This is a genomic window from Stenotrophomonas sp. UBA7606 (assembly GCF_002477705.1).
GTDB lineage: Bacteria > Pseudomonadota > Gammaproteobacteria > Xanthomonadales > Xanthomonadaceae > Stenotrophomonas.
Genome location: NZ_DLJW01000129.1, coordinates 97,111 through 120,525, shown reverse-complemented (window position 1 = coordinate 120,525; position 23,415 = coordinate 97,111). Strand labels below are relative to the sequence as shown.

The 23,415-nt window shown below is 61.7% G+C and carries 18 protein-coding genes, 1 tRNA gene and 6 pseudogenes; 18 read left to right on the top strand and 7 right to left on the bottom strand.

The annotated features are described in order from the left end of the window. The 3 genes from B2527_RS18200 to B2527_RS18190 form a co-directional block, all read left to right on the top strand. Positions 1 to 456, top strand: a 456-nt coding sequence (locus B2527_RS18200; RefSeq protein ID WP_293716872.1) for a sigma-70 family RNA polymerase sigma factor, incomplete at its 5' end; no start/stop codon positions are given. A gap of 246 nt (positions 457 to 702) precedes the next feature. Next, a tRNA-Ile gene (locus B2527_RS18195) sits at positions 703 to 778 on the top strand. 179 nt (positions 779 to 957) lie between these two features. After that, positions 958 to 2,142: a tyrosine-type recombinase/integrase gene (locus B2527_RS18190; RefSeq protein WP_293716870.1), complete on the top strand. Its 1,185-nt coding sequence runs from the start codon at positions 958 to 960 to the stop codon at positions 2,140 to 2,142. A 436-nt stretch (positions 2,143 to 2,578) separates the two neighbouring features. Here the strand turns inward: B2527_RS18190 and B2527_RS18185 are convergent, their stop codons facing one another. Continuing rightward, positions 2,579 to 3,508, bottom strand: a complete 930-nt coding sequence (locus tag B2527_RS18185; protein ID WP_293716932.1) for an NAD(P)/FAD-dependent oxidoreductase — start codon at positions 3,506 to 3,508, stop codon at positions 2,579 to 2,581. Positions 3,509 to 3,640: 132 nt separating this feature from the next. Between B2527_RS18185 and B2527_RS18180 the strand changes: the two genes are divergently transcribed. The 5 genes and pseudogenes from B2527_RS18180 to B2527_RS19635 form a co-directional block, all read left to right on the top strand. Further along, positions 3,641 to 3,997 carry a hypothetical protein gene (locus B2527_RS18180; RefSeq protein ID WP_293716868.1) on the top strand — a complete coding sequence of 119 codons (357 nt, stop codon included), beginning with the start codon at positions 3,641 to 3,643 and terminating at the stop codon, positions 3,995 to 3,997. Between the two features lie 379 nt (positions 3,998 to 4,376). Then, complete coding sequence (locus B2527_RS18175; RefSeq protein WP_293716866.1) at positions 4,377 to 5,282, top strand: Ku protein; 906 nt, start codon at positions 4,377 to 4,379, stop codon at positions 5,280 to 5,282. 26 nt (positions 5,283 to 5,308) lie between these two features. Beyond that, positions 5,309 to 5,485, top strand: coding sequence for a DUF3606 domain-containing protein (locus B2527_RS18170; RefSeq protein ID WP_293716864.1), 177 nt, complete (start codon positions 5,309 to 5,311; stop codon positions 5,483 to 5,485). A 9-nt stretch (positions 5,486 to 5,494) separates the two neighbouring features. Then, the gene (gene ligD / locus B2527_RS18165) at positions 5,495 to 8,041 is read left to right on the top strand and encodes a DNA ligase D (protein ID WP_293716862.1); all 2,547 of its coding nucleotides are present in this window, start codon (positions 5,495 to 5,497) and stop codon (positions 8,039 to 8,041) included. A gap of 273 nt (positions 8,042 to 8,314) precedes the next feature. After that, positions 8,315 to 8,410: pseudogene (locus tag B2527_RS19635) on the top strand (DUF1264 domain-containing protein); the annotation flags it as partial. A 392-nt stretch (positions 8,411 to 8,802) separates the two neighbouring features. Here the strand turns inward: B2527_RS19635 and B2527_RS18160 are convergent. Then, on the bottom strand, positions 8,803 to 9,018 hold the full coding sequence (locus B2527_RS18160; RefSeq protein ID WP_293716860.1) for a hypothetical protein: 216 nt from the start codon (positions 9,016 to 9,018) through the stop codon (positions 8,803 to 8,805). Between the two features lie 211 nt (positions 9,019 to 9,229). On the opposite strand from B2527_RS18160, the gene B2527_RS18155 reads away from it, so the two are divergent. From B2527_RS18155 to B2527_RS18145, 3 genes are all read left to right on the top strand, one after another. After that, a complete protein-coding gene (locus B2527_RS18155; RefSeq protein WP_293716858.1) occupies positions 9,230 to 9,736 on the top strand; it encodes a tyrosine-type recombinase/integrase in 507 nt (168 codons plus the stop codon). Between the two features lie 282 nt (positions 9,737 to 10,018). Next, positions 10,019 to 10,591 (top strand): lysozyme inhibitor LprI family protein, encoded by a 573-nt coding sequence (locus B2527_RS18150; protein WP_099475907.1) that lies wholly within the window; start codon positions 10,019 to 10,021, stop codon positions 10,589 to 10,591. 226 nt (positions 10,592 to 10,817) lie between these two features. Next, the gene (locus B2527_RS18145; protein ID WP_293716853.1) at positions 10,818 to 11,246 is read left to right on the top strand and encodes a hypothetical protein; all 429 of its coding nucleotides are present in this window, start codon (positions 10,818 to 10,820) and stop codon (positions 11,244 to 11,246) included. A gap of 237 nt (positions 11,247 to 11,483) precedes the next feature. Here the strand turns inward: B2527_RS18145 and B2527_RS18140 are convergent, their stop codons facing one another. Beyond that, positions 11,484 to 12,638 carry a hypothetical protein gene (locus B2527_RS18140; RefSeq protein WP_293716851.1) on the bottom strand — a complete coding sequence of 385 codons (1,155 nt, stop codon included), beginning with the start codon at positions 12,636 to 12,638 and terminating at the stop codon, positions 11,484 to 11,486. A 164-nt stretch (positions 12,639 to 12,802) separates the two neighbouring features. Between B2527_RS18140 and B2527_RS18135 the strand changes: the two are divergent. From B2527_RS18135 to B2527_RS18120, 5 genes and pseudogenes are all read left to right on the top strand, one after another. Continuing rightward, positions 12,803 to 13,084: pseudogene (locus tag B2527_RS18135) on the top strand (S-(hydroxymethyl)glutathione dehydrogenase); the annotation flags it as partial. A 387-nt stretch (positions 13,085 to 13,471) separates the two neighbouring features. Then, positions 13,472 to 14,020 (top strand): annotated as a pseudogene (locus tag B2527_RS19540) (recombination factor protein RarA); the annotation flags it as partial. 87 nt (positions 14,021 to 14,107) lie between these two features. Then, entirely contained in the window at positions 14,108 to 15,442 is a 1,335-nt protein-coding gene (locus tag B2527_RS18130) for a Na+/H+ antiporter NhaA (RefSeq protein ID WP_343124772.1), read from the top strand. Beyond that, positions 15,337 to 16,062 carry a DsbA family protein gene (locus B2527_RS18125; RefSeq protein WP_293716930.1) on the top strand — a complete coding sequence of 242 codons (726 nt, stop codon included), beginning with the start codon at positions 15,337 to 15,339 and terminating at the stop codon, positions 16,060 to 16,062. The genes B2527_RS18130 and B2527_RS18125 overlap by 106 nt, the downstream gene beginning before the upstream one ends. Before the next feature lie 25 nt (positions 16,063 to 16,087). Beyond that, positions 16,088 to 18,739: an excinuclease ABC subunit UvrA gene (locus B2527_RS18120; protein ID WP_293716848.1), complete on the top strand. Its 2,652-nt coding sequence runs from the start codon at positions 16,088 to 16,090 to the stop codon at positions 18,737 to 18,739. An 80-nt stretch (positions 18,740 to 18,819) separates the two neighbouring features. Here the strand turns inward: B2527_RS18120 and B2527_RS18115 are convergent. Continuing rightward, positions 18,820 to 19,348: pseudogene (locus B2527_RS18115) on the bottom strand (conjugal transfer nickase/helicase domain-containing protein); the annotation flags it as partial. On the opposite strand from B2527_RS18115, the pseudogene B2527_RS18110 reads away from it, so the two are divergent. Then, positions 19,346 to 19,776 (top strand): annotated as a pseudogene (locus tag B2527_RS18110) (DDE-type integrase/transposase/recombinase); the annotation flags it as partial. The pseudogenes B2527_RS18115 and B2527_RS18110 sit on opposite strands and share 3 nt — an antisense overlap. Before the next feature lie 134 nt (positions 19,777 to 19,910). Here B2527_RS18110 and B2527_RS18105 read toward each other — a convergent pair. After that, complete coding sequence (locus B2527_RS18105) at positions 19,911 to 21,056, bottom strand: alkene reductase (RefSeq protein WP_343124771.1); 1,146 nt, start codon at positions 21,054 to 21,056, stop codon at positions 19,911 to 19,913. A 128-nt stretch (positions 21,057 to 21,184) separates the two neighbouring features. Further along, a complete protein-coding gene (locus tag B2527_RS19630; protein WP_202935623.1) occupies positions 21,185 to 21,493 on the bottom strand; it encodes a helix-turn-helix domain-containing protein in 309 nt (102 codons plus the stop codon). A gap of 771 nt (positions 21,494 to 22,264) precedes the next feature. On the opposite strand from B2527_RS19630, the gene B2527_RS18095 reads away from it, so the two are divergent. Then, positions 22,265 to 22,567 carry a putative quinol monooxygenase gene (locus B2527_RS18095; protein WP_293716844.1) on the top strand — a complete coding sequence of 101 codons (303 nt, stop codon included), beginning with the start codon at positions 22,265 to 22,267 and terminating at the stop codon, positions 22,565 to 22,567. 335 nt (positions 22,568 to 22,902) lie between these two features. Here the strand turns inward: B2527_RS18095 and B2527_RS18090 are convergent. Beyond that, a pseudogene (locus B2527_RS18090) lies at positions 22,903 to 23,274 on the bottom strand (integrase core domain-containing protein); the annotation flags it as partial. Between the last annotated feature and the right edge of the window lie 141 nt (positions 23,275 to 23,415).

Below are 23,415 nucleotides of genomic sequence, written 5' to 3'. Positions count from 1 at the left end.
AACCGCATTTCCCGCCAGATGCTCCAGCAGTACGGCCGCGAGGCCACGCCGGAGGAGCTGGCCAAGGAAATGGACATGCCGGAAGACAAGATCCGCAAGGTGATGAAGATCGCCAAGGAGCCGATCTCGATGGAAACCCCGATCGGCGACGACGAGGATTCGCATCTGGGCGACTTCATCGAGGACACCAACGTGGAGTCCCCGATCGAGAACACCACCAACATCAACTTGTCCGAAACCGTGCGTGACGTGCTGGCTGGCCTCACCCCGAGGGAAGCCAAGGTGCTGCGCATGCGCTTCGGCATCGACATGAACACCGACCACACGCTGGAAGAAGTGGGCAAGCAGTTCGACGTGACCCGCGAGCGCATCCGCCAGATCGAGGCCAAGGCGCTGCGTAAGCTGCGTCACCCGAGCCGTTCGGAACAGCTGCGCAGCTTCCTCGATATCGAGTGATTGTTGGCACGCAGGTAAAGGCTGGCGCGTAAGTGCCGGCAAGGAAAAGCCCCGCCTTGGCGGGGTTTTTCTTTGGGAGTGCGGTGATGGGGTGCAGGTAAGCATGCGGACACTCGATAGCATGGCACCAAGGCCAGTGCTGCAGGCCTGCCGTCGCCTCATACGGTGCGCAACACGCGGACATCAAAAGCAGACACGGGGAAGTAGTCGCACGCAGCCGGCTCCACTACACTGTGTCGTCGCTACGGGCCTATAGCTCAACGGTTAGAGCAGAGGACTCATAATCCTTTGGTTCCAGGTTCGAATCCTGGTGGGCCCACCATTTCATGGTCCGACGTAGTCCGGTGTAGTTCGAAAGGCGCTTGAAATAAGGGATTTTCCGGGGTCATGTGTCCGGTCTGGTTCGATGTTGTCCAGCACCATCCGATTGGAATGTGAGTAACGATGTGAGTAAGATTGCGAGGCTCGCCTCCGTTACTCACAATTCCGTTACTCACACACATGCTGACTGACACCAAGCTCCGTAGCCTCAAGCCTCAGAACAAGCTCTTTCGACTCGCAGATGCCAATGGGCTTTGCATCGAAGTGCGGACGACCGGCGCAAAGATTTGGCGTTACCGCTATCGGTTTGGTGACAAGGCCAACATGCTGACTATCGGGGAGTATCCGCTTGTCTCGCTGGCTGAGGCGCGCGCTGATCGCGATCGGGCGCGTGCCTTAGTCAAGAAAGGTGTGGATCCGAGTCTGGTTGCGAAAGTGGAGCGTGCTGCCAAGCAAGAGGAAGCGGGCAACACTTTCGGTAGCCTGGCTGAAGAGTTGATGCTCCAGCGTGCGAAGAAGCTCAGTCCTGGCTCAGTAGTTCGTGAGCGTCGGATGCTTGAGAGGGATCTTGGCGGGATTGCTGAGTTGCCGATCCGTAGTATCACCGCGCCGATGTTGTTAAAGGCGCTCAGGAAAGTCGAGGCGCGCGGAGCCGTGGAAACAGCGCACCGCACTAGGGCCGCCGCTGGCCTTGTTTTTCGCTATGCCATTGCTACGGGGCGCGCGGAGAACAATCCAGCACTTAGTCTTGTTGGTGCCTTGTCCCCAGCGAAGACGACGCATTTCTCCAGCGTGACAGAGCCTGAGGATGTCGCCAAGTTGCTCAAAGCCATTTATGGCTATCAGGGCTTCCCCGTCGTTTCTGCGGCATTGAAGCTTTCAGCGCTTCTGTTTGTTCGCCCGGGGGAGCTTCGAGCGGCGCGTTGGTCGGATATTGATCTGCAGGCTGCAGAGTGGCGTTACACCACCAGCAAGACCCATACCGCGCACATTGTCCCTCTAGCTCGACAGGCCCTCGAAGTTCTGGAGGAGGTACGTCCTCACTCCAGGAGAAGTGACTATGTCCTTCCAAGTGTAAGGACCGTTTCGAAGCCGATCAGTGAGAACACAATCAATGCTGCTCTGCGAAATATCGGATTTGATGGCACTATGATGACTGCGCATGGTTTTCGGGCGATGGCGCGAACACTATTGGATGAAGTTCTTGGGTTTAGGCCAGACTTCATCGAGCATCAGCTCGCCCATGCGGTTCGAGACCCTCTTGGGCGAGCATACAACCGTACGACGCACCTAAAAGAGCGTAGGAAGATGATGCAGGTATGGGCTGACTATCTGGATAATCTGCGAGATCAGAAAACTGACTAGTGGACCTCGGTCCGTCCCATTTACAGCGGCGCTCCCAACTGCTCAAACACGGTTCGTTTCCACGCCCTCGTTCCCGACAAAGAGTTGAAGCGCATCGGCTCCGACGCACGAGCGACGCATACAACAACGAAGGTGGCACGGATGTAGATTGAACTCAAACCCTTTCAGGTCCGCGCCGCCAAACAATTCGCCGACCGCTACGCCTACTTTGCTGGCCACGTCTACCGTCCCACGCCGAAGAGTTCGTTGCCGCGGCCTTTTTAAAGCGGTAAGCGTTGGAGTTTGGGCATGCTTAGTCTCAGGAAAGAGCAGGAAAAGCTGCCTGCTTAGTTCTGGCAACAGGCCCGAAGCGATCTGACTTAGAGAAGCCGGGAGTGCTCAGCGGGAGTAAGCTCCGATGCGGCGGGAGATTTATCGCGTTGGGCGGGGGGGGCTGTCAATCCTCGGCGACGTGCGGGCTGTCGTCCGCTTTGTAGGAAGGGCGGGGAGCCGGCGGCAAAGCGCGGTGGATCGCACTGGCAGCAATGGCGGCATGGCCGAACGCCACAGCAATCTGGTTGAGGTCGGTGACGACATCTCCAATGGCGTAAAGGCCTGCGCGAGAGGTTTCCATGTGCTCATTGGTCAGCACGGCACCTTCGTCGTTAAACTCGACCCCTACTTGCCGCGCCAACTCCCCGCGCGCAGGGGCTCCCATGGCCGCGTAAACGAAATCGAAGCGGTGCGTGTCGCCGTTGGCGTCGATAAGGTCCCACCCTTCATGCCGGCAAGCCAAGGACCGAAGGGGGGGAAGAACGAGCAGACCCTCGGTTTCGGTCTGGGAGTCGCTGTCGCTTTGGTCTGGAATCGGGACGACGCTGACGTTGCCGGAGAACGTACGCATGTAACGGGCGTTGGCAGTTGCCCTCGGGAGTGGCCCCACCACGGCTAGGCGGTGATCAGTTGCCTCGAAGCCGTCGCACAGCGCGCACGAGCGCAGCAGGCCGCTCCTCAAGGCTTCTTCCGCGTCCCCAGACGTGAGCTCTGGGAGCCGATCGACCACGCCCGTGGCCAACAGCACAACGGGTGCCGCGAACCGCCCGTCGTCCGATTCAGCTTCCCATTCCCCATTGACCTGGTGCAAGGATGTGACCCGAGTGGGGTGGAAGGTAGCTCCGTAGTTGGCCGCTTGGTCCCGTAGGCGTTGGAGGAGTTCAGTCCCCGAGACGCCCAGTGGGAAACCAGGGCAGTTGTGGCTCTCTGGGATCCAACGTGCCCGGCTTCGGCGGTCGTCGAACACGACGACGCGCCGGTGCAGGCGCCGAAGATAGGTGGCGGCCGTCAAGCCCGCTGGGCCGCCTCCGACGATGATGCAATCCAAATCCATGGCTTGGTAGAAGAGGAATGTCAACAAAGGTTGCCACGAAGGTTGGCTCTGAGCACTGACGCCGCCATCACGGAATCCGTGTCGTCATTTAGCAAGGCAGGCCGGAGCGCGAGCCACCGACTAGGAGTGCTTATGGGACATTTCGATTCTGACCACTTCCACCGGCTGGTGGCCCTTCTCAACCAGTCGGGTGGCGTAGGCGAGTGCCTGCCGTACCCAGACATGACTCCGGTTCCGACTGGGTTCGACGAGTTCGCCCATCGCGATTCACAGGCGGAATTGGATTGGTCGGACGTGTGCCCTGCTTACGCCTTGGCCTTGGTGACCGCAGGCAGTTACGCGCTGCCTCAGCACGAATCAGACATGGAGGTGCTCTGGGACGAGTTGGGCGGCAAATCCACCCGCCGGTGGTCCGACGTGCGCGAAATCGTTAAGCGGGCATGGGCATGGTTGGACGCACACCACGTGGCCTCAGCGACACAGCGCTAATCGTCTATGGAATTTCGCTTGCGCCACACCACCCACTGGCCTACCAAGGCGGTGGGCAGGATGAGACTGTTGGTGGTGATGAACGCCTAATTGTGCAGCAACCAGCTGTAGAGAATGAAGCCCACGGATGCGGCCATTTGGCCGAGGAAGAGCCATTTTGAGACGCCGGCCGCGTTGTCCTCCGTGGCTAGTTGGCCCGTTACTCGGAGCTGGACCCGAAAGCCGCGGTCCTTCAGTTCGGTGAAGACTATGACCTCGACTGGGTCAACCAAGGCTGGCGCTGAGCGCGGTCACCTTCAGGTGCCCTAAGCCATGTGGGGTGACGTCGATTTCACACCCGCGGCGCTATAAGAAAAATTCGCACCCGCTGGAGCCTGCAATGGCCCGCCCGATCTGGACCGGATCGCTGTCGTTCGGTCTGCTCAACATCCCCGTGTCCCTTATGTCCGGAGAGCGCCGAACGGACCTTAGCTTTCGCATGATCGATGCGCGGGATAAGAAGCCCATCCGGTTCGAGCGGGTGAACGCCGACACCGGTGAGGAGGTGCCGTGGAAGGACATCGTCAAGGCCTTCGAGTATGACAAGGGCAGCTACGTCGTCATCGAGAAAGAGGACATCGCCGCCGCCGCGCCCGAGTCCCATGAATCGGTGGACGTGGAAACGTTCGTGGATGCCTCCAGCATCAATCTTCGTTATTTCGAGAAGCCCTACGTGCTGGTCCCCGGCAAGAAAGCCGAGAAGGGATACGTGCTCCTGCGCGAGACCTTGAAGAAGTCTGGGAAGGTCGGTATCGCCCGTGTCGTCATTCGCACGCGGGAGTATATGTCTGCGGTGATGCCCGATGGCGGCGCGTTGGTGCTGATCCTGCTGCGCTATCCGCAGGAGCTCGTCGAGTTCGACGAATACAAGCTGCCCGAGGGCAAGCCAGGAGACTACCGCCTAGCGCCCAAGGAACTGGAGATGGCCGAGCAGCTCATCGACTCCATGACCTCCGAGTGGAACCCGGCCGACTACCACGACGAGTTTCGCGCGCGCCTGTCCGACATCATCAAAAAACGCATCAAGTCGGCCGGGGCCACCACCAAGTTCGAAGAGCCCGAGCCGCGCGAGGACGCCGCCACCAACGTGGTGGATTTCATGTCGCTGCTCCAGCAAAGCCTGGACACGAAGAGGCGCACGCCGGCCAAGGGCACGGCGAAGAAGGCGCCAGCCACGGCAGCGAAGCCCCCCGCAAAGAAAGCCAGCAAGGCTGCGAAGAAATCTACAGCCCGAAAGGCCTCTTGAGTCAACCCAGCAAAGGAGCACTGCACATGTCTGACGACAAGAGCAAGACCGGTTCGCCCGACCGAGATCGCATCAACCTCAGCGAAGACTACGAGGTCCAATACTGGACGAAGGAACTGGGCGTGTCGGAGCAGGAGCTGCGAGACGCCGTGACCGCCGTGGGCGACACGTCCAGGGCCGTGCGCGAGCGGTTAGGCAAGTAACGCCGCGCCGTGAGCCTGGCCGACTACCGCCGCAAGCGCAGCTTCGACAAGACGCGCGAACCGGAACCGGGCAAGGCGGTCCCGAAAGGGCAGCGGGCCATCTTCGTGGTCCAGCTCCACCACGCCAGCCGGCGGCACTACGACTTCCGGCTGCAAGTGGGCGACGCCCTCAAGAGCTGGGCGGTCCCCAAGGGCCCCAGCTACGACCCCAGCGTGAAGCGTATGGCGGTGGAGGTGGAAGACCACCCCGTGGACTACGCCACCTTTGAGGGCGAGATCCCCAAGGGCCAATACGGCGGCGGGCATGTGGCCCAGTTCGATCACGGCGTGTGGGCAACCGACGGCGATCCAGTGGAGCAGTTGGTCAAAGGCCACCTGCGATTCGAGCTGTTCGGCACGAAGCTCAAGGGCGGCTGGCACCTGGTGCGCTCGGGCAAACCGGCCGAGCAACCCCGGTGGTTGCTCTTCAAGGACAAGGACGACTACGCCGGAAAGCTGGAAGCCGACGATCTGCTCGCCGACGTGACCAAGGCCCCGGCCGAGGACCTCAAGCGGGCGGGCTCGGGCAAGACGAACAAGAAGAAGCTCATCGCTGTCCCTGTGAAGAAGGGACGCAAGATGGACTGGGCGAAGAAGGCAGCTGCCCTGCCCAAAGCGAAGAAGGCCGCAGCGCCGACCGGACCGTTCGAACCCCAGCTCGCCAAACTAGGGGAAAGCCCGCCGCAAGGCGAGCAGTGGATCCACGAACTGAAATGGGACGGCTACCGGATCTTGGCCACCATCGCGAAGGGCGAGGTCAGGCTGTGGTCACGCAACGCACTGGAGTGGACGGACAAGATCCCCGACATCCGCGACGCGGTGGACGCGCTGGACCTGGAGTCCGGTGCGCTGGACGGTGAGCTCATCGCCGGCACCGGCACGAAGCGGGACTTCAACCTGCTCCAATCCACGTTGTCCGGGGAGCGCCTAGGCAAGCTGTCTTACGCGTTGTTCGACGTCCTCCACCTCAATGGGGTGGACGTGTCGGGTGCGCCCCTCTTGGAGCGCAAAGCGCTGCTCCAAGAGCTCTTGGAAGATGCGCCCGCCCACTTGGCCTTCAGCTCCCACATCAAGGGCGACGGGCAAGCGGCCTTCGAGCTCGCCGGCAAACAGCACTTCGAGGGGATCATCTCCAAGCGTGGCGATCAGCCCTACCAAGGTGGGCGCAGCGAGGACTGGCGCAAGACTAAGCAACTGGCCAGCGATGAGTTCGCTGTCGTGGGCTACACGGAGCCAAAAGGCAGCCGCACCGGGTTTGGATCGCTGCTGCTGGCCAAGCCGGACCCTGAGCGCGGCTGGCGCTACGTGGGTCGGGTAGGTACAGGATTCAACGACCAGCTGATGCGCGAGCTCACCAAGAAGCTGACCAAGGGTGGTGGCAAGAAACCCACGGCTCATGTGGGCACGACGGACACCGATCTGCGCACTGCCACCTGGTTTCCTCCGCGCTTCGTGGTGGAGGTGTTCTTCCGCGGCATTGGACGTCAGGACCTACTGCGTCAGCCCTCGCTCAAGACCATACGCGAGGACAAGGATGTGAAAGACCTGGCCGACAGCGACCGTGCTAAGAATCCGTCTAGAGCGGCAAGCTTGGCCAAGTCCAGCAAGAAAGTCACCAAGAGGGGCAAGAGTAGTACTGCAACCACCGAGCTTCCCAAGCTCTCCAGCCCCACGAAGATCCTGTTCCCCCACAGTCGCGTCACCAAGCGGGATGTGTGGGACTACTACTTGGCGGTGGCCGATCACCTCCTGCCGGAAATCGCTGGGAGGCCGCTGTCCATCGTTCGTTGCCCCGCCGGCATTGAGCACCCTTGCTTCTTCCAGAAGCACCTGACCGCGGGGCTGGAGAGGGTGAACACCGTCAAGCTCAAGGAAGAATCGGGCACCAACGCCAACTACTTGGTCGTCGAAGACTTGCCGGGGCTGATGGAGTTGGTCCAGTTCAACGCGTTGGAGTTCCACCCGTGGGGCTCGCACGCCAAAGAACCCGATAGGGCTGACCGGGTGGTGTTCGACCTGGACCCGGGCGAAGGCGTCCCCTTCTCGGAGATCAAGAAGGCGGCCAAGGACATCCGCAAGTTGCTGGAGCAATTGGAGCTGGAATCGTTCCTGCGCGTGTCGGGTGGTAAGGGGCTCCACGTAGTGGTGCCGTTGAATCCCGGCTGCGACTGGGACCTGACCAAGCGCTTCGCCCGCGGGTTCGCCGACGCGCTCGCCCGTTCGGAGCCGGAGCGCTTCCTGTCCACCGCCACCAAGAGCAAGCGTAACAAGCGAATCTTCGTGGACTACCTGCGCAACGGACGCGGCGCCACCGCAGTGGCCTCTTATTCCATACGTGGGCGTGCCGGGGCGCCTGTGGCGATGCCCTTGGCCTGGAGCGAGCTCTCCAAGCTCACTAAGGCCAATGCCTTCACGATCAAGGACGTGCCGGCCAAGTTGAAGCGTCGCCGGAAGGATCCCTGGGACGGGATCGACAGGGTGAAGCAGAACTTGGCGCGTTGGGAGCAGGGTGAGTAGGAGCGGCCTGTGGCGAAGACCTCTCATTGGGCAGCTACATCCATGGTGTCTGCTTGTTGGTGGTTGTAGAAGCGACGAGACGGAGTCAGGTGTCGAGACGCCCGGTGCGGACGAGAGCACCAAGACCTAGGTGCCGATGCCGGGGCCGTGGTCCTTCAGGACAGGCCGCCAATCGTCACGTTGAACGCCTCCGTGGATGGCTTCCACTTCTATAACTGGGAAATGGCTGCGCAGATGGAAGCGCACCGTTAGCGCTCAGTCTTCAACGACGTCGTCATCCAGTGCGTGATTTTCGACAGCAGCGTGAGCGAAGAGAAGATCATGAGTGTGGAATACATCGTCAGTGTTGAGCTGTCCGCTGGGCTCTAAGAAGACGAAAAAGCGCTCTGGCTCAACCTCGTACATGAGGTGAAGTCTGGAACTTTGGAGGCACCGAGCCTGCCCGCGGTTCCCCAGCATGAGTTGATGACCGAGTTGGTAAGCACTAACGCCAAGACGGGCACATCTGGCACACGGACCAGGGTCTCAAGCTGCCCCTCTGGCCGGCCTGTGGGCCAGCGTGGGCTTGACTGGCACCGTTCGAGTAGACGCCAGCTTTACAGGGCGACGCTCTTGGCTGGGGCCTTCCAAATACATCGCTACCGATCTCATGGCTGCCTCCATATTGGTTAGGTTGGTAGATGTCCGCGTTGGGGCGCGGGATCGAGACTCTTCTTTCATCAGGAGGAAATCCTTGTGCAGGCGCGAAGCGCGCCGCGCAGTTAGACGAAGATCGCTTGCGCTGTGACCCCCAAGCGCTCGCCAATCCGAGCCATCTCGTTCGCAACCTTGATGCACGAATCACCAGTACGCTTCTGCGCTGCAGCCTGCAACTCTTGGTACACCTGCCAGAAGCCAGGCCCATTTCCATGAGCTTTATAGGCGGCGTGCAGCTTCATCCATTCGTCGTTCGACAGGTACTGTGCGCTGTATCCCATTTCAATCTCCCTCGCGTCCTGCCCCTGTTCCCCGACCATAAGCAGTGGAACCTTGCTGAATTGTTAAAGCGGCCGCTAATTCGCCGCATGTGTGATGGGCAGCTCAGTCCCCGATCACAGGACGCGGAATCATCAGCATTCATGTCGGGTCACGCACCCAGACCTACCATTTGCCTAGACAGCCCCGATACACAGGGCAGCTCGTCACGCAGTGTGCGCTCCGCTTTGCTCCCCTAGTCTTCACTCGTCCGGGGAGCTGCGTAAGGCGGAATGGGAGGAGTTCGATCTTGCTGCGAAGAAATGGAACATCCCTGGAGCGAAAATGAAGATGGGGGTAGCTCACGTCGTTCCGCTTTCCAAGCAGGCAGTTGCAGTACTTGAGGAACTGCGACCGGTCACGGGAAATGGTCGCTACGTGTTTCCGTCCGTTCGGAGTTCAAGGGATCCAATGAGCGAGAACACAGTCAATGCGGCGCTTCGTCGCTTGGGCTACGGGACTGATGACATGACCGGACATGGTTTCCGAAGCATGGCCTCCACATTACTGCATGAGATGGGATGGACATCAGATGCGATCGAAAGACAGCTTGCTCACTCTGAAAGAAATCCCATCAAGGCTGCCTACAATCGAGCGGAACACTTGCCTGAGCGCAGGAAGATGATGCAAGCGTGGGCAGACTACTTGGATAAGCTGAAGGGAAAGGTCAGCCGCACCTAAAGTTGGTGGGCTGACCCTACCTTTTAAGTCTTAGATTGCCCTGCGCGGCTGCTGTCGCGCAGGGGGCCATCGACCCACAGCGGCCATTCGTGCCGGCGCCGATCCTACCGCTGGGTCCTTTTATACGCTGGCTTGTTAGCTGGACCCCAGCGCCCTAAGATCGAGCCGTGTTAGAGGGAAAGTCCACCAAACGGTGCATTGAGGGCAAGTCGTGTAGCCGGACCCACGGGTCCGGCTATTGGGTAGTTGGATGGCCTTGTAGACTTTAGGGGTGCGTGGCAAATGCTAGAGAAATTCCTCTATGCCGTTTTCGGAGCACTGATAGCGGCAGTTGGATTTTTCGTGCGGCGCCGCATCGAGCAGAAACCCATGTTCGAACAGATCGATAAGCAGCAAAAGCTGCTCGATCTGAAGAAGAACTTAGAGGCGTCAGGTACTACCCTTGATGATCTGAAGGTGCTTGAAGACACGATTATGGGAAAGGCCAACTCAGCGAAGACACTGGCCGCCGCCTACCAAGAGCAGGCCTTCCAGATCTACGCCACTGATCACTCGGAACACATGACTCAAGCGGACATGAATCGACATGCTGCAGCGTCGTTTCACAGAGCCGAAGAAAGGCTTGCCGCTCTGGTTGAAGATTTGCGACAGCATCTTTCTGGTGGCCGCCTAGACTCATTCGAGAATTCTCAGCAGATGTGGCTTCGATATCGCGAGGCTAGCGCTGAGTTTCAGTCCAGCCAGTACCACGGCGGGAGCATCCAGCCTCTCATCCACGCCAGCGCGCTAGAGAGCGTTACCATCTCGCGGATCGTCGAGCTCGAGCCTCTGCTTAAGGAAATGCAGACAATATAGAGTTGAACGTACGCTCCTGGCCGCAAGGCGTCATCCGACCCAAAGCAGACCTACGCTGTCTGGAAAGAAATGGGTGATTCAAGTTGAGGGGGCAGGGGTCAATCCGGCTGCGGCTCTCCAGCTCTGGTCGCTTACTCGACACTTTCCTTCCGGTGCCGTAGTGCAGTGTCCTGCTGCAGCTGATCGCTATCATTGACGATTTCGGTAGTACTACGGGCAGGGCGTAATGAAGAGCGCATTGGTGATATTGCTGGGAATGGGGGTGGTGATGGCGGCGGCTGCGCAACTCAACGGCCCGCAGCCGTTGCGGGCTGCCCGCCAGGAAACATTCGAGCAGCTGCGGTTTCCGTCGCGCGATGGTGCTGCCTTCACCGGTGCCCAGGTACAGGTGGTGAAGCAGGTGCACGGACGGGTCGATGGTATGCAGCAACCGGGGCCGCGCTGGATGGCACAGGCCTCAGACGATGCATTCTGGTACTGCGTCGGGCCCGGGCCAAGTTGGTATCTGGCCATTCCGATTTCAAGACGCAAAGGCTTCCAATGGGATGTCGACTGGGTGGTACGCCCTTTGGACGAAGGCCGCATGCGTGCCGCGCTGAGCGGCGACACCGAAGCGCTACGGTTGGCCTTTGGCGAGCAGACCGCACGGGGATGAGTGGAAACTGAGCACGACGTGTGTGCAGATTCTTGTGTAGACGGAAATTTGAAGCGCTCCGGTTTGAAGCTGGCCATCATTCGGGAGCATGTCCGTTCCTGGCCGAAAGCGGACCTGGTCGATTACAGCGAAGCATCCCGCTTACCGCGACGCATGAGTCCGATCTAACGGTGCGGGCATGGCGCAGAAAACCCGGGCGAGCCCCCTGAGCGGGAGCCCGCCCAAGACCTAGTATGATCAGGTCAGGTCGTAGCGCTCCTCGATTCCGGAGAACAGCTGAGCAGCCTCTTCTTTGGCGCGGGCGTTGTCCTCGGGCGCGAGTGGCGCCAATTCGACTCCGTCGCTCCCCCCCACATACATTGGCCCGCCGACATCATCGTCATAGAGTGTGCCGTCCTCGTTGATCGCTTCGTGTCTGTCTTGGCTCAGGTCCTGATCCAGCATACGTGATAGGTGCATCCAGACCCAAGAGCGGAACGGGGTTTCGTTCCTGTCTTCGATAAGCGCGCGCATGGCCGATACGTCGCCGTCGCGTGCAAGCACGGTCAGCCATTGGTGCGCCAGCTCGGGTCGACCATGTGCATCGGCCAGGTCAGCCATGTCGTACGGGTCCATTTCATCCGACGGTTCGAGCTCGAGCGCCGAAGGATCGCCGTAGCGCTCCGCGGTGAGCAGCATTGCGCGCCTGTCCCCGCCCCGTGCAGCCGCAAGGAGGTGGTACCGGTGTTTCGCCACAACCCGAACGAACCCGCCGACCCCCGTGGTGATCTCCGCGAAGCTAACTGGCTCGGCAGACCACTGCGCGTGCCGGCGCAGCTCGCGCCCGAAGCGGCGGTCGTCCTCTTCCGGCAGGCCACCGTACGGCTCGAGCATGTACGCGGTCGCTAGGTGCGCAGCGGCAACACCACGGGCCGCGGCCGCTTCCAGTCCTTCCAGCAGCAGCGGAAGTTCCTCGCGCAGTGTCTCAAGCCCCTGATCCATTCGGCTGATCAGGGCGTTCGATACCCACTCGGCGACGGCAGGCGCCTCCGCCTCCTCAGCTTTCGACCACTCGTCCTCGTTGTCCTCGAACGCGGCAATCAGCTCCTCGAACCGCACCGGCGCGTAGCCGGACGCAGCCAGGAAGTCGGCCAGGCCTTGGGCGGCACGCGCCGCCTCTTCGGCTGACAGCCCGAACTGCAGGCACCGCTGGATGACCCGGTCCTCATCCGGCGGGAAGGCGGTAGCGCGCCATGGCACGTCGCACCACGCCGCTTGGCGCTGGAGCGCGGCATGGGTGGCAAATCCAGCGGCCGCAGCCAACAGCTCATGGACCTGGCTGCGGGTAAGCGACGGCAGGCCCTGGGCCCGAAGGTGCGCATGGGCATTAAACGCGTATTGCTTGATGGTCATGACTCGTCCTCGATGGCCAAGCCGATCCGGGTCAGACGCACACGTTTAAGTTCCCGGCAGCTGGCCAGAAGAAGAGTTGATCAGGGGATACAGCCTGTTTTTGCTCGTGTGCAAGCAGGGCGGGCGCCGCGGCCAGTATATGCCGCCCGCTATCTAGATTCCAAGCCCACCGTGGCTGGGGCCAGTCGATCGTCATCGGCGTCGCCGGGGCCGGCAAGGAAATCTCGACCCGTCCGTTCCAGTTGGTCACCGGCCGGACCTGGAAGGGGTCGGCTTTCGGCGGGGTCAAGGGGCGCACCCAACTCCCGGGCATGGTGGAAGACGCAATGAAAGGCGAGATCGATCTCGCCCCGTTCGTCACTCACACCATGGGTCTCGACGAGATCAACCACGCCTTCGACCTGATGCATGAAGGCAAGTCGATTCGCACGGTGATTCACTACTGATCACTCACTATCCATTCAACACCAACCTCATTGGACGGCGTTTGAAAGGCAAGTCCGCTGACGGGCCTTTCAAATACCGGCATCAGGGGAACCTGGCCACCATCGGCCGCAGCCTGGCCGTGATTGACATGGGGCGGGTTAAGCTGCGTGATGGATCTGGAAGGTCGCGCATATCTACTTTCTGATCGGTACGCGAAATCGTCTCAGCGTCGCTTTGAGCTGGGTATGGAACCACAGCATCGGCTACCGCGGCTCTCGCATCATCATGCATGCGATTGCCGACAAAGAGCCCACGGCGTTGGATAAATCCGGCTCTCTGGATTGAGGTGCCCACCTTATCGGAACGTCAACTATCAGAAATTCCAGGGAGAGGAACTTGACCGATCTATTCTATTCACGACAAAGCCCAAGCCTCCCTTGGCCGAACTCCTGCGGCCCAAGACGCTGGACGAATTCGTCGGGCAACGGCACTTGCTCGGCCCCGGCAAGCCGCTGCGTCTCGCGTTCGAGGCGGGCAAGTTGCACTCGTTCATCCTCTGGGGGGCGCCAGGCGTGGGCAAGACCACCCTAGGGCGCCTGGCCGGGGTGAAGGACATCCGGCAAGCCATCGACGAGGCCCAGGCCGAACTGGACAACCATGGTCGATCGACGGTGCTTTTCGTCAATGAGTTCCATCGCTTCAACAAGGCGCAGCAGGATGCCCTGCTGCCGCATGTCGAGTCGGGGCTCCTGACCCTGGTGGGGGGGACGACCGAGCATCCGGGGTTGGCGGTCAATTCCGCACTGCTCTCGCGCGCGCAGGTTTATACCCTCGAACCGCTGTCCAGCGACGAACTGAACCAGCTCTACGAACGCGCACTGCCGCATCTCCAGGGCGTCACGTTGGACGCGGACGCGCTGGACCTGCTAAAGGGCTTTGCCGATGGCGATGGCAGGGCGTGGCGCGGCCGGGTTGGTACCAGCCAACGGACAGGGGCGTCGAGCGAAGGCTGGGAGAAAGGCTTACTTGGCTGCGCTCGCTCGATGATGCGACGCCGCCAAGCCCGGACGCTTGACCGACATCCCCCCGAAATCGGCCCATCGTTACCTCACGAACTACAGGATAAGAACATGCCAGACGCTTCTCTCGGTGAATCCTCGGCGAGTATCCGACGAAGACGAGTTGCCCGCTATCTGCACACGGAGTCTGGTGCTGCGGTGCTGCTGGTGATCGTCACGGTCGTGGCGCTGGCGTGGGCGAACTCGCCGCTATCCGATGCCTATTTCGAGTTGTGGCACCTGGACGTCGGGTTTGACTTCGGGCCGCTGGGCCTGCACATGGATCTGCATCACTGGGTCAACGACGGCCTGATGGTCGTCTTCTTCTTCCTGATCGGCCTGGAGGTGCGTCAGGAATTCGCCCACGGGTCGCTCAGGGACCGCAGCCGTGCCCGTCTCGCTCTGATCGCGGGGGTCGCGGGTGTCGTGCTTCCCGCGCTGGTGTATGTCCTGATCGTGGGGCTGGCCGGAAGTGAGGGCCTGCACGGGTGGGGGGCTGTGGTCGGTACCGATACGGCGTTCATGCTGGGCACCCTGGCGATCGTCGGCCCGCGGCTATCCGGTCAGTTGCGCGTGTTCTTGCTCACCCTGACCGTGGTCGATGACTTCCTCGCCGTGTCCATCATCGGCATCGTCTATAGCGAGGAGATCCGGGTCGTCCCGTTGCTGATCGCCCTCGCCAGTCTCGTCGGGTTGTGGTTGCTAGGGCGCAACCGCCAGTGGCGGGCAACGCCCTATGTGCTGATCGTGATCGTGCTGTGGCTCGCGACCGTGTACTCCGGCATCCATGCCTCCCTCGCCGGGATGGCCGCGGGGCTGCTGATCCCCGCCTACGCAACGCAACGTCACAAGGTCGTCGCGGCAAGACAGTTGTTCCGTGACTTCTGGCAGTCTCCAAGTGCCGCGTCGGCTCGCGCAGTGGACTGCGGGCTGTCCCAGGGTATCTCGGTGAACGAGCGGCTGCACGAGTTCCTGCGGCTGCCGACAGCGCTGCTGATCGTGCCGGTGTTCGCCTTGGCGAACGCCGGGGTGGACCTGCGTGGTGGGCTGCTCGCTGAGGCCTTCGGCTCGCCCGTGACCTGGGGCGTCATCGCGGGGCTCGTGCTCGGCAAGCTCCTGGGCATCGGGCTCATCACACTCGCCGCGGTCCGCCTCGGCGCCTGGGGCGCCTGCCGGCGGGTGTCGGAATGGGGAGCGTGTTCGGTGGTGCGGCACTGTCCGGAATCGGGTTCACCGTGTCGCTGCTCATCATCGGGCTCGCGTTCGGCACGACCTCCGACCTGGGCCGCCGGGCGACGGTCGGCGTGCTCGTGTCGATGATGCTCGCCACGTTGCTCGGGCGGCTCATCTTCAAGGTTGCCGCTCGCAGGTGGGGTGAGGAGACCGCCGATCTGCCGATGTTGCTTGAGCCGCCGGTCGATCCCGAGGTCGATCACATTCGCGGGCCAGAGGACGCGCAGCTCACGCTGGTGGAGTACGTGGACTTCGAGTGCGCGTACTGTGCGCACGCTACCGGTTCTTGGGAGGATCTGCGCGCCCACTTCGGGGACGACCTTCGGTATGTGGTGCGCCAGTTGCCGCACCACCCGCATGGGCCGATCGCCGCGCGTGCGTCCGAGGCGGCATCGAATCAGGGGATGTTCTGGCCGTGGCTGGACTTCGTGTTCACCCGTCAGCACGCGCTGGAGCGCGAGGATCTGATCGGCTACGCCGTAGAGCTTGGGCTCGACGTCGATCGGTTCATCGCGGATCTCGACAGTCCGGCAGTGATAGAGCGTGTCGAGCGTGACCTCCTCAGCGCGGTCGCCAGCGGTGCGCACGTCACTCCTACGTTCTTCATCGAGGGTCGTCGTCTGCTCGGCAGTTACGACGCCCGCACTCTCACCGCAGCGCTCGAAGCCAGCCGCCGCGGCACCCGAACTCAGGAACTCCCGTCCTGAGCGGGACGAACTACAGGATAAGAACATGCCAAACAATTCTTTCGGTGAATCCTCTTGTACCGCTGCGGCCAGCGGCCTCGTGCAGGTGCGTGGCGCGCGCGAGAACAACCTCAAAGAGGTGGACGTCTCCATCCCGCGGAACGCGCTGGTGGTGTTCTCGGGTGTCTCCGGCTCCGGGAAGTCCTCGCTGGCCTTCGGCACCATCTATGCCGAAGCGCAGCGACGCTACTTTGAGTCGGTGGCCCCCTATGCACGGCGCCTGATCGACCAGGCGGGCGTGCCGGACGTGGATGCGATCGACGGCCTGCCACCAGCGGTTGCGCTGCAGCAGCAGCGGGGGTCCAGCAATGCGCGTTCCTCCGTGGGCAGTGTGACCACCCTGTCCAGCCTGGTGCGGATGATGTATTCGCGCGCCGGCGCCTACCCAGCCAACCAGCCGATGCTGTACGCCGAGGATTTTTCGCCCAACACACCGCAGGGAGCGTGCCCGACCTGCCACGGCCTGGGCCATGTGTACGAGGTGACTGAGGCCATCATGGTGCCCAATCCCTCCCTGAGCATCCGCGAGCGGGCGATCGCCTCCTGGCCCCCCGCCTGGCAAGGCCAGAACCTGCGCGACATCCTGGTCAGCATGGGCTACGACGTTGACCGACCGTGGAAGGACCTGCCGAAGAAGGATCGCGACTGGATTCTGTTCACCGAGGAAACACCGACGGTGCCGGTGTACGCCGGCTTCACGCCCGCCGAAACCCGCGCCGCGCTCAAGCGCAAGATGGAGCCGAGCTACATGGGCACCTTCACCGGCGCCCGGCGGTATGTGCTGCACACCTTTGCCAACACCCAGAGCGCGCTGATGAGAAAGCGCGTGTCCCGGTTCATGGAGGGCAAACCGTGCCCCACCTGCCACGGCAAGCGGCTCAAGTCCGAGGCGCTGTCGGTCACCTTCGCCGGCGTGGACATCGGCGCGTTCATGCAGATGCCGCTGGACCAGTTGGCGGCCTTGCTCGAACCCATCGCCCAGGGCGATTTCCGCGCCCATGCAGCGGGGGCGGCTACGGACAAGGAAGCGACCCGACGCGACCGTGCCGAACGCGCGGCCTCCGGTCGCGCCGTCCATGCGGTATCGCCCGACGTGCGCCGCACCTCGGCGCTATCGGAAGAAAAGCGCCTCGCCGCGCAGCGCCTGGCCGGTGGCGTGATGGCACGCCTGCGCCAACTGCGTGGGCTGGGCCTGGGCTACTTGACGCTGGACCGGGTCACGCCGACGCTTTCGGCCGGCGAGTTGCAGCGCCTGCGGCTGGCCACGCAATTGAGTTCCCTGCTGTTCGGTGTCGTGTACGTGCTCGACGAGCCCTCCGCGGGCCTGCACCCCTCCGATAGCCAGGCCCTGTACGACGCACTCGACCGGCTGCGCGACGCCGGCAACTCGGTGTTCGTGGTGGAGCACGACTTGGACCTGATGCGCCGCGCGCAATGGCTCGTGGATGTCGGGCCGGATGCTGGGGAGCGTGGCGGCCGCGTGCTCTACAGCGGCGAGCCGGATGGCCTGCGCAAGATTGCCGAATCGCGTACTGCACGCTACCTGTTCGATGAGATCCCCGCGCCGGGAAGCCGGGCACGCGAAGCGACCGGGTGGCTGGAGCTGCAAGACATTCACCGCCACAACCTCCATGGCGTGAATGCGCGCATTCCGCTGGGCGTGCTGACGGCCGTCACCGGCATCTCCGGCTCGGGCAAGTCCAGCCTCGTCGCGCAGGCCCTGCCGGAGCTGGTGCTGCTGCACCTGGGCCACGAGCCGGAAGACGATGTAGCCGAAAGCGCCACCAGCGAAGGGCCGGCAGTGATCGAAGCGACCGGCGGCCATCTGGCGGGCGACGTGGACGCCGTACAGCGTCTGGTGCAGGTGGACCAGAAACCGATCGGGCGCACGCCGCGGTCGAACCTGGCCACCTACACGGGCCTGTTCGACCATGTGCGCAAGCTGTTCGCTGCCACGCCCGATGCGCGACGCCGCCGCTACGATGCCGGGCGGTTCTCGTTCAACGTCGTCAAGGGGCGCTGCGAGACCTGCGAGGGCGAGGGCTTCGTCAGCGTGGAACTGCTGTTTATGCCCAGCGTGTACGCGCCGTGCCCGACGTGCCATGGCGCACGCTACAACGAGGCCACGCTGAAGGTGCAATGGAACGGGCGCAACATCGCCGAGGTGCTGCAGATGACCGTGGACGAAGCCAGCGAATTCTTCGCGGGTGAAGACGCTGTGACAAGGCCACTGCAACTGCTGCGCGATATCGGACTGGGCTACCTGCGCCTGGGGCAACCGGCCACAGAGCTTTCCGGTGGCGAGGCGCAGCGTATCAAGCTGGCGACCGAGCTTCAGCGCAGCCAGCGCGGCCGAAGCCTGTACGTGCTCGACGAGCCGACTACCGGGCTGCATGCGTCGGACGCCGACCGGCTGCTGGTGCAGTTGCAGCGCCTGGTCGATGCCGGCAATACCGTAGTGATGATCGAACACGATATGCGCGCGGTGGCCCAGGCCGATTGGGTGATCGACGTGGGGCCTGGTGCAGGCGCTGCCGGCGGCAGCATCGTGGTGGCGGGCTCCCCTCAGCAGGTGGCCCGAACGTCTGGCAGCAGAACCGCTCCGTTCCTTGCACAGGAGTTGGCGCGGGCCGAGTAGCTCAGTTCGCCAAATGTTGCCAATTTTCGCGGGGCATTGATCGTCGCCACACGACGGTGGCGATCAATGCCCGAATCGCGTCATCCTTCCTGAGTCAGAGCAAGATAGGGGTTGTTGGGCGGTATTTCGGCGAGTGCCAAGGACCCATCTTCGAGGAGGTAGCCATGCAGTCGGCGGGACTTCCTCGGGCCCATGACTTCACAGGTCCAAATGTTCAGGCCATTGGGCTGCTTTCGATGTAGCTGCAGCTTCTCGAAGCGCTTCTGCACCCACTGCCAATCCTGTTGATTCTCCTGCTTGGCGAGTGCGGCCACTTCGGGATGCTCCTGCGCATAGCGTTGGAACACACCCGGGCTGACCAGGTAGGCCGTGTCATTCACCGTATGCACGAGTGCCTTCGCGTCGTTGATGATGAGCCGTCGTGAGGCGATTCCCTGCTTCAGCCAAACCATGAACTGTTCCCCGGATGGCTTCGTTGCCAATCGGAGGCTCTTGACCTCCCTGCGCTGGGTTCACCGAGACGGAAGGCGCGGGAGCCGACATGCTGGCGTCGTTTTCCGCGGGCGTCGCGTCGATCTCTACCGTCCCCGCGAAAGGTGCTGGTCGCTCGTCGGTTGGCGGGTCAGCAGTTCGATGCGCACTGACTTCGTTTGGATGCGCTGGAGCAGGCGCTGTAAGCCCGCTGACCCGAGCGTGATGGGTCGTTGACCCACCACTCCGACAGAGGGTCTCAATACGTCGGAATTCGCTACACCGAGAGGCTGGCAGAGGCCAAAATTGCACCCTCGGTGGGCAGTCGCGGTGACAGCTACGACAACGCCTTGGCCGAGACCATCAACGGCTTGTACAAAGCCGAGTTGATTCACCGCCGGGCACCGTGGAAAACGAAAGAAACTCTGGAACTGGCCACCCTCGAATGGGTGTCCTGGTTTAACCACCACAGGCTCCTTGAGCCCATGGGGCACATTCCGCCCGCAGAAGCTGAGGCAAACTACTACCGGCAACTCGCCAGTCAGGCCACCTCGGTGGCGACCTGACTTAAACCAAACTGCCTCCACGAAACCCGGTGCGGTTCACTCGGTAGATGCCATCGATTCACAGCTTCGCAAGATCGAAGGGCAGAGCCTTGGGTATAAAGTGGCTCGTTTCTTCGGTCTTCTGGGGCGGTGATTTACGCGACCTGCAGTGTCGGATAGTCTGTATAGCCCTTGGCGCCACCTGCGTAGAACGTGTTGGAGTCAGGCGCGTTCAGCGGTGCCTTGGCCCTGATGCGTGCGGGCAGGTCCGGATTAGCCAGGAAGGCGGTGCCAAAGGCCACAGCGTCAAGCTTACCTTCGGCAATAGCTGCCTCTGCCTCATCAGCGCTGTAACCCATATTGCCCACCAATACACCCTTGTACTTTTCACGCGCTACGGGCATGACATCGGCCTTCTGCACGCCGAAGAAATCGGCACGCATCACGTGCAGGTAGGCTAGCTTGAAGGCATTGAGCCTATCGGCCAGGAAGCCGATGAGGGCCAGCGGGTGGCTGTCTTTCATGCTGTTGAAGCTGTTGAGGGGCGACAGGCGCAGACCCACACGTTCGGAACCGATCGCCTGGGTCACGGCAGTAAGTACCTCGAACAGCAAACGTGCACGGTTTTCCAGCGATCCGCCGTAAGCATCGGTGCGCTGGTTGGGCGTGTCGCGCAGAAACTGGTCAATCAGGTAGCCGTTGGCGCCGTGTACTTCCACACCATCAAAGCCGGCAGCAATGGCGTTGCGTGCGCCTTGAGCAAACGCAGCCACGATGCCGGGAATCTCTTCGACGGTCAGGGGGCGGGGCACCGCGTGAGGCACCTTGCCTTGGGGCGTGTGGATCTCACCCTCAATAGCGGTAGCGCTGCTGGAGACAATGGGGGCGCCATCGGCAGCGCCAGGGTAGGCTGCGCGGCCAGCGTGCCAGATCTGCAGGAAGATGCGTCCGCCCTTGGCGTGCACCGCGTCGGTCACCTGCCTCCAGGCTGCAATCTGCGCGCCGTTGTAGATGCCAGGCTCATTGACGAAGGCCGATGTACCGGGCGCCACCATGGTGCATTCGGAAATCAGCAGGCCGCCGGTGGCTCGCTGGCTGTAGTACTGGGCCATCAGCGCGTTGGGCATGTGGCCAGCGTCGGCACGGGCGCGTGTCAATGGTGCCAGAAGGATGCGGTTGGGCAGGGTGAGAGAACCTACTTGAAGTGGATTGAATAGCATGTGGATGAAAACCCAGATTAGTGACCAGAAAACAGTGGTAAAGCTAACAGTATTCCCAATACTCAGACTTTGAAAGGTCACTGAAGACTGCTTTGGCACGGCTGGTGCTTTTGCACCCAACGCACGATGTAGTAGACGCAAGTGGGTAAGCCTTTGCTTCCGACAGTTTCGCGGTGGTCTCCAGCCGTACATGCACCAAACGCCTTTGGTCATCCACCGCGTCGCAACTCCCTGACACCCCGGCCCAGCTTGCGGCGCAACAGGGCCCGCAGGGTCACCCCATCCGAGTACCCGACCTGTGCGGCGACCTGGTCGACGCTGGCGTTCCCGGTGCGCAAGAGATGGACGGCATGCTCCACGCGCAGGTCCTGGAAATACGACAGCGGTGTCTTTCCCAAAACGCTTTGCAGCCGCCGGGCCAAGGTGCGCTCGCTTGTGCCCGCGGCGCTGGCCGCCTCGGCCAGCGAGAACCCCTGCGCGAGCCGACGTCTGGCCCAGCACTCGAAGCGCTCCACCATCGGGTCAGCATGCGCAAGGTGGTCGGGAATCACGAACTCGGCTTGCGAACTGCGTGTCTCGACCAGCAGATAGCGTGCCACCAGGGCCGCCAGCGCCGGACTGCGCCCTCGGATGATGCGCAAGGCCAAGTCGACGTGGGCCAAAGCGGCACCCGCGGTGGTGAAGCGTGTCGAGTTCACGATCATGCGTGACTCGTCCAGCGTGACGTTCGGATAGCGCTGCCGAAACATCGGCCCCAGCCACCATGACGTCGTCGCACGATGCCCATCAAGCAGGCCACTCTCTGCAAACAAGAAACTACCGGAGCAAGCGGCACCAAGGTGCGCGCCAGCGGTGGACCACTGCTGTAGCGCCGCGACCGCGTCGGGCACATCGGGGCGTGTGAGCCGAGCCGAGAGCGTGTCAGGCATCTTGTCGCCAAACGCTGGCACGAGCACGACGTCTGGTTCGGGCACACCATGCGCAGTGACCACGGGGACCGTCAAGCCTTGCGCAGTTCGGATGCGACGCCGCACGCCCACCAGCGTGAGCTCTATGTGCGCGGGAGCCTGTGGCAGCGAGCCCGCCATCGCATTGGCTAAGCCCACTGTGTCTGTGAGCGCCGCAAGCCCCAGATCAAACACGCCATCACAAACAAGGAGGTGGAGTTTCATGGCAACAATGATATCAATGTTGTCATTATTGCCTATAGAGATGTCCGTCATGAAGACTCAGACTGCAGTCTCTTCGATCCCTTCACCCACTTTTCCATTTACCCAAAGGAATACAGCATGACCAAGCTCGCCCTGTTTGTTCGCCTCGAAGCTAAACCCGGCCAGGAGGCTGCGCTTGCCGACTTCCTGGCCAGCGCACTGCCGCTCGCCAACGCCGAGTCCGGCACCACGGCCTGGTTCGCATTGAAGTTTGGCCCTTCGACGTTTGGTGTGTTCGATGCCTTTGCCGATGAGGCAGGTCGCCAGGCACATCTGAACGGCCAGATCGCCGCGGCCTTGATGGCCAACGCAGCGGCCTTGCTCAGTTCTCCGCCCAATATCGAGGAGGTCGAACTGCTTGCAGCCAAACTGCCTGCATGACAACTCGGCCTTGACCCAATCAGGTCACGCTGCAGGATGGGGGTCACACAGCCCTACGTGCGATCCCAACCTCCTTGCTGTCATTCTTGCAGTCTATGGATTTTCCGGCGAGAAAAGGGCAGATTCAAACCTGCCCACCCACACCCTTGAACTTCTCCACAAACGCAGCGATCTTCTGAAACACCGTCTGCTTCTTGGTGAGGTACTACGGGTTCAGAGGGCTCATCTTGGGCAGCACAGCATTCAGTTCAGTGCCGCTGTCTGAGGCGAATTCACGTTTCAAGGAATTGGTGATGTGGTAATCCCCCCATAAACCATCTCTCTGAGAAGTAGAGCTATGCGGCCATGGCCAGCCGCTGTTTGGGGGTGATTCCGCCCAATGCCATATTTGGGCGTTCATGGTTATACCGCCACATCCACTGCGTGGCGTAATCTCGCACTTCATCAAGATTGCGCCAATGGTACTGCGACAGCCATTCATAGCGAACGGTTCTGTTAAAGCGCTCCACATAGGCATTTTGGTGAGGCTTACCTGGCTGGATGTATTCCAGGCAGATACCTTTGGCGCTCGCCCAGTTTTGCAGTGTTGCGCTGATGTACTCAGGCCCGTTGTCACAGCGAATGAATTGGGGTTTGCCACGCCACTGCATGATTTGCTCCAAGACCCGAATCACACGTAGCGAGGACAATGAGAAGTCCACCTCAATGCGTGGAAATCAACAGCAAGACCACGGCATGCTCCAGCCCACCTCGGACGGCAAAGCGGTCTGGCGCGCGACCGTGACCAGCACGACCGGCTGGTCCCATTTGTTCACCCTGTTGCGTCTCGCTCCCGCGCTGATCTGGGA

Coding starts and splice junctions, on each gene's coding strand:
- B2527_RS18190 (WP_293716870.1), top strand. CDS start 958: ATGCTGACTGACACCAAGCTCCGTAGCCTCAAGCCTCAGAACAAGCTC.
- B2527_RS19630 (WP_202935623.1), bottom strand. CDS start 21,493: ATGGTGGAGCGCTTCGAGTGCTGGGCCAGACGTCGGCTCGCGCAGGGG.
- B2527_RS18185 (WP_293716932.1), bottom strand. CDS start 3,508: ATGGATTTGGATTGCATCATCGTCGGAGGCGGCCCAGCGGGCTTGACG.
- B2527_RS18130 (WP_343124772.1), top strand. CDS start 14,108: ATGATGCGACGCCGCCAAGCCCGGACGCTTGACCGACATCCCCCCGAA.
- B2527_RS18175 (WP_293716866.1), top strand. CDS start 4,377: ATGGCCCGCCCGATCTGGACCGGATCGCTGTCGTTCGGTCTGCTCAAC.
- B2527_RS18120 (WP_293716848.1), top strand. CDS start 16,088: ATGCCAAACAATTCTTTCGGTGAATCCTCTTGTACCGCTGCGGCCAGC.
- B2527_RS18180 (WP_293716868.1), top strand. CDS start 3,641: ATGGGACATTTCGATTCTGACCACTTCCACCGGCTGGTGGCCCTTCTC.
- B2527_RS18170 (WP_293716864.1), top strand. CDS start 5,309: ATGTCTGACGACAAGAGCAAGACCGGTTCGCCCGACCGAGATCGCATC.
- B2527_RS18095 (WP_293716844.1), top strand. CDS start 22,265: ATGACCAAGCTCGCCCTGTTTGTTCGCCTCGAAGCTAAACCCGGCCAG.
- B2527_RS18140 (WP_293716851.1), bottom strand. CDS start 12,638: ATGACCATCAAGCAATACGCGTTTAATGCCCATGCGCACCTTCGGGCC.
- B2527_RS18145 (WP_293716853.1), top strand. CDS start 10,818: ATGAAGAGCGCATTGGTGATATTGCTGGGAATGGGGGTGGTGATGGCG.
- B2527_RS18150 (WP_099475907.1), top strand. CDS start 10,019: ATGCTAGAGAAATTCCTCTATGCCGTTTTCGGAGCACTGATAGCGGCA.
- B2527_RS18160 (WP_293716860.1), bottom strand. CDS start 9,018: ATGGGATACAGCGCACAGTACCTGTCGAACGACGAATGGATGAAGCTG.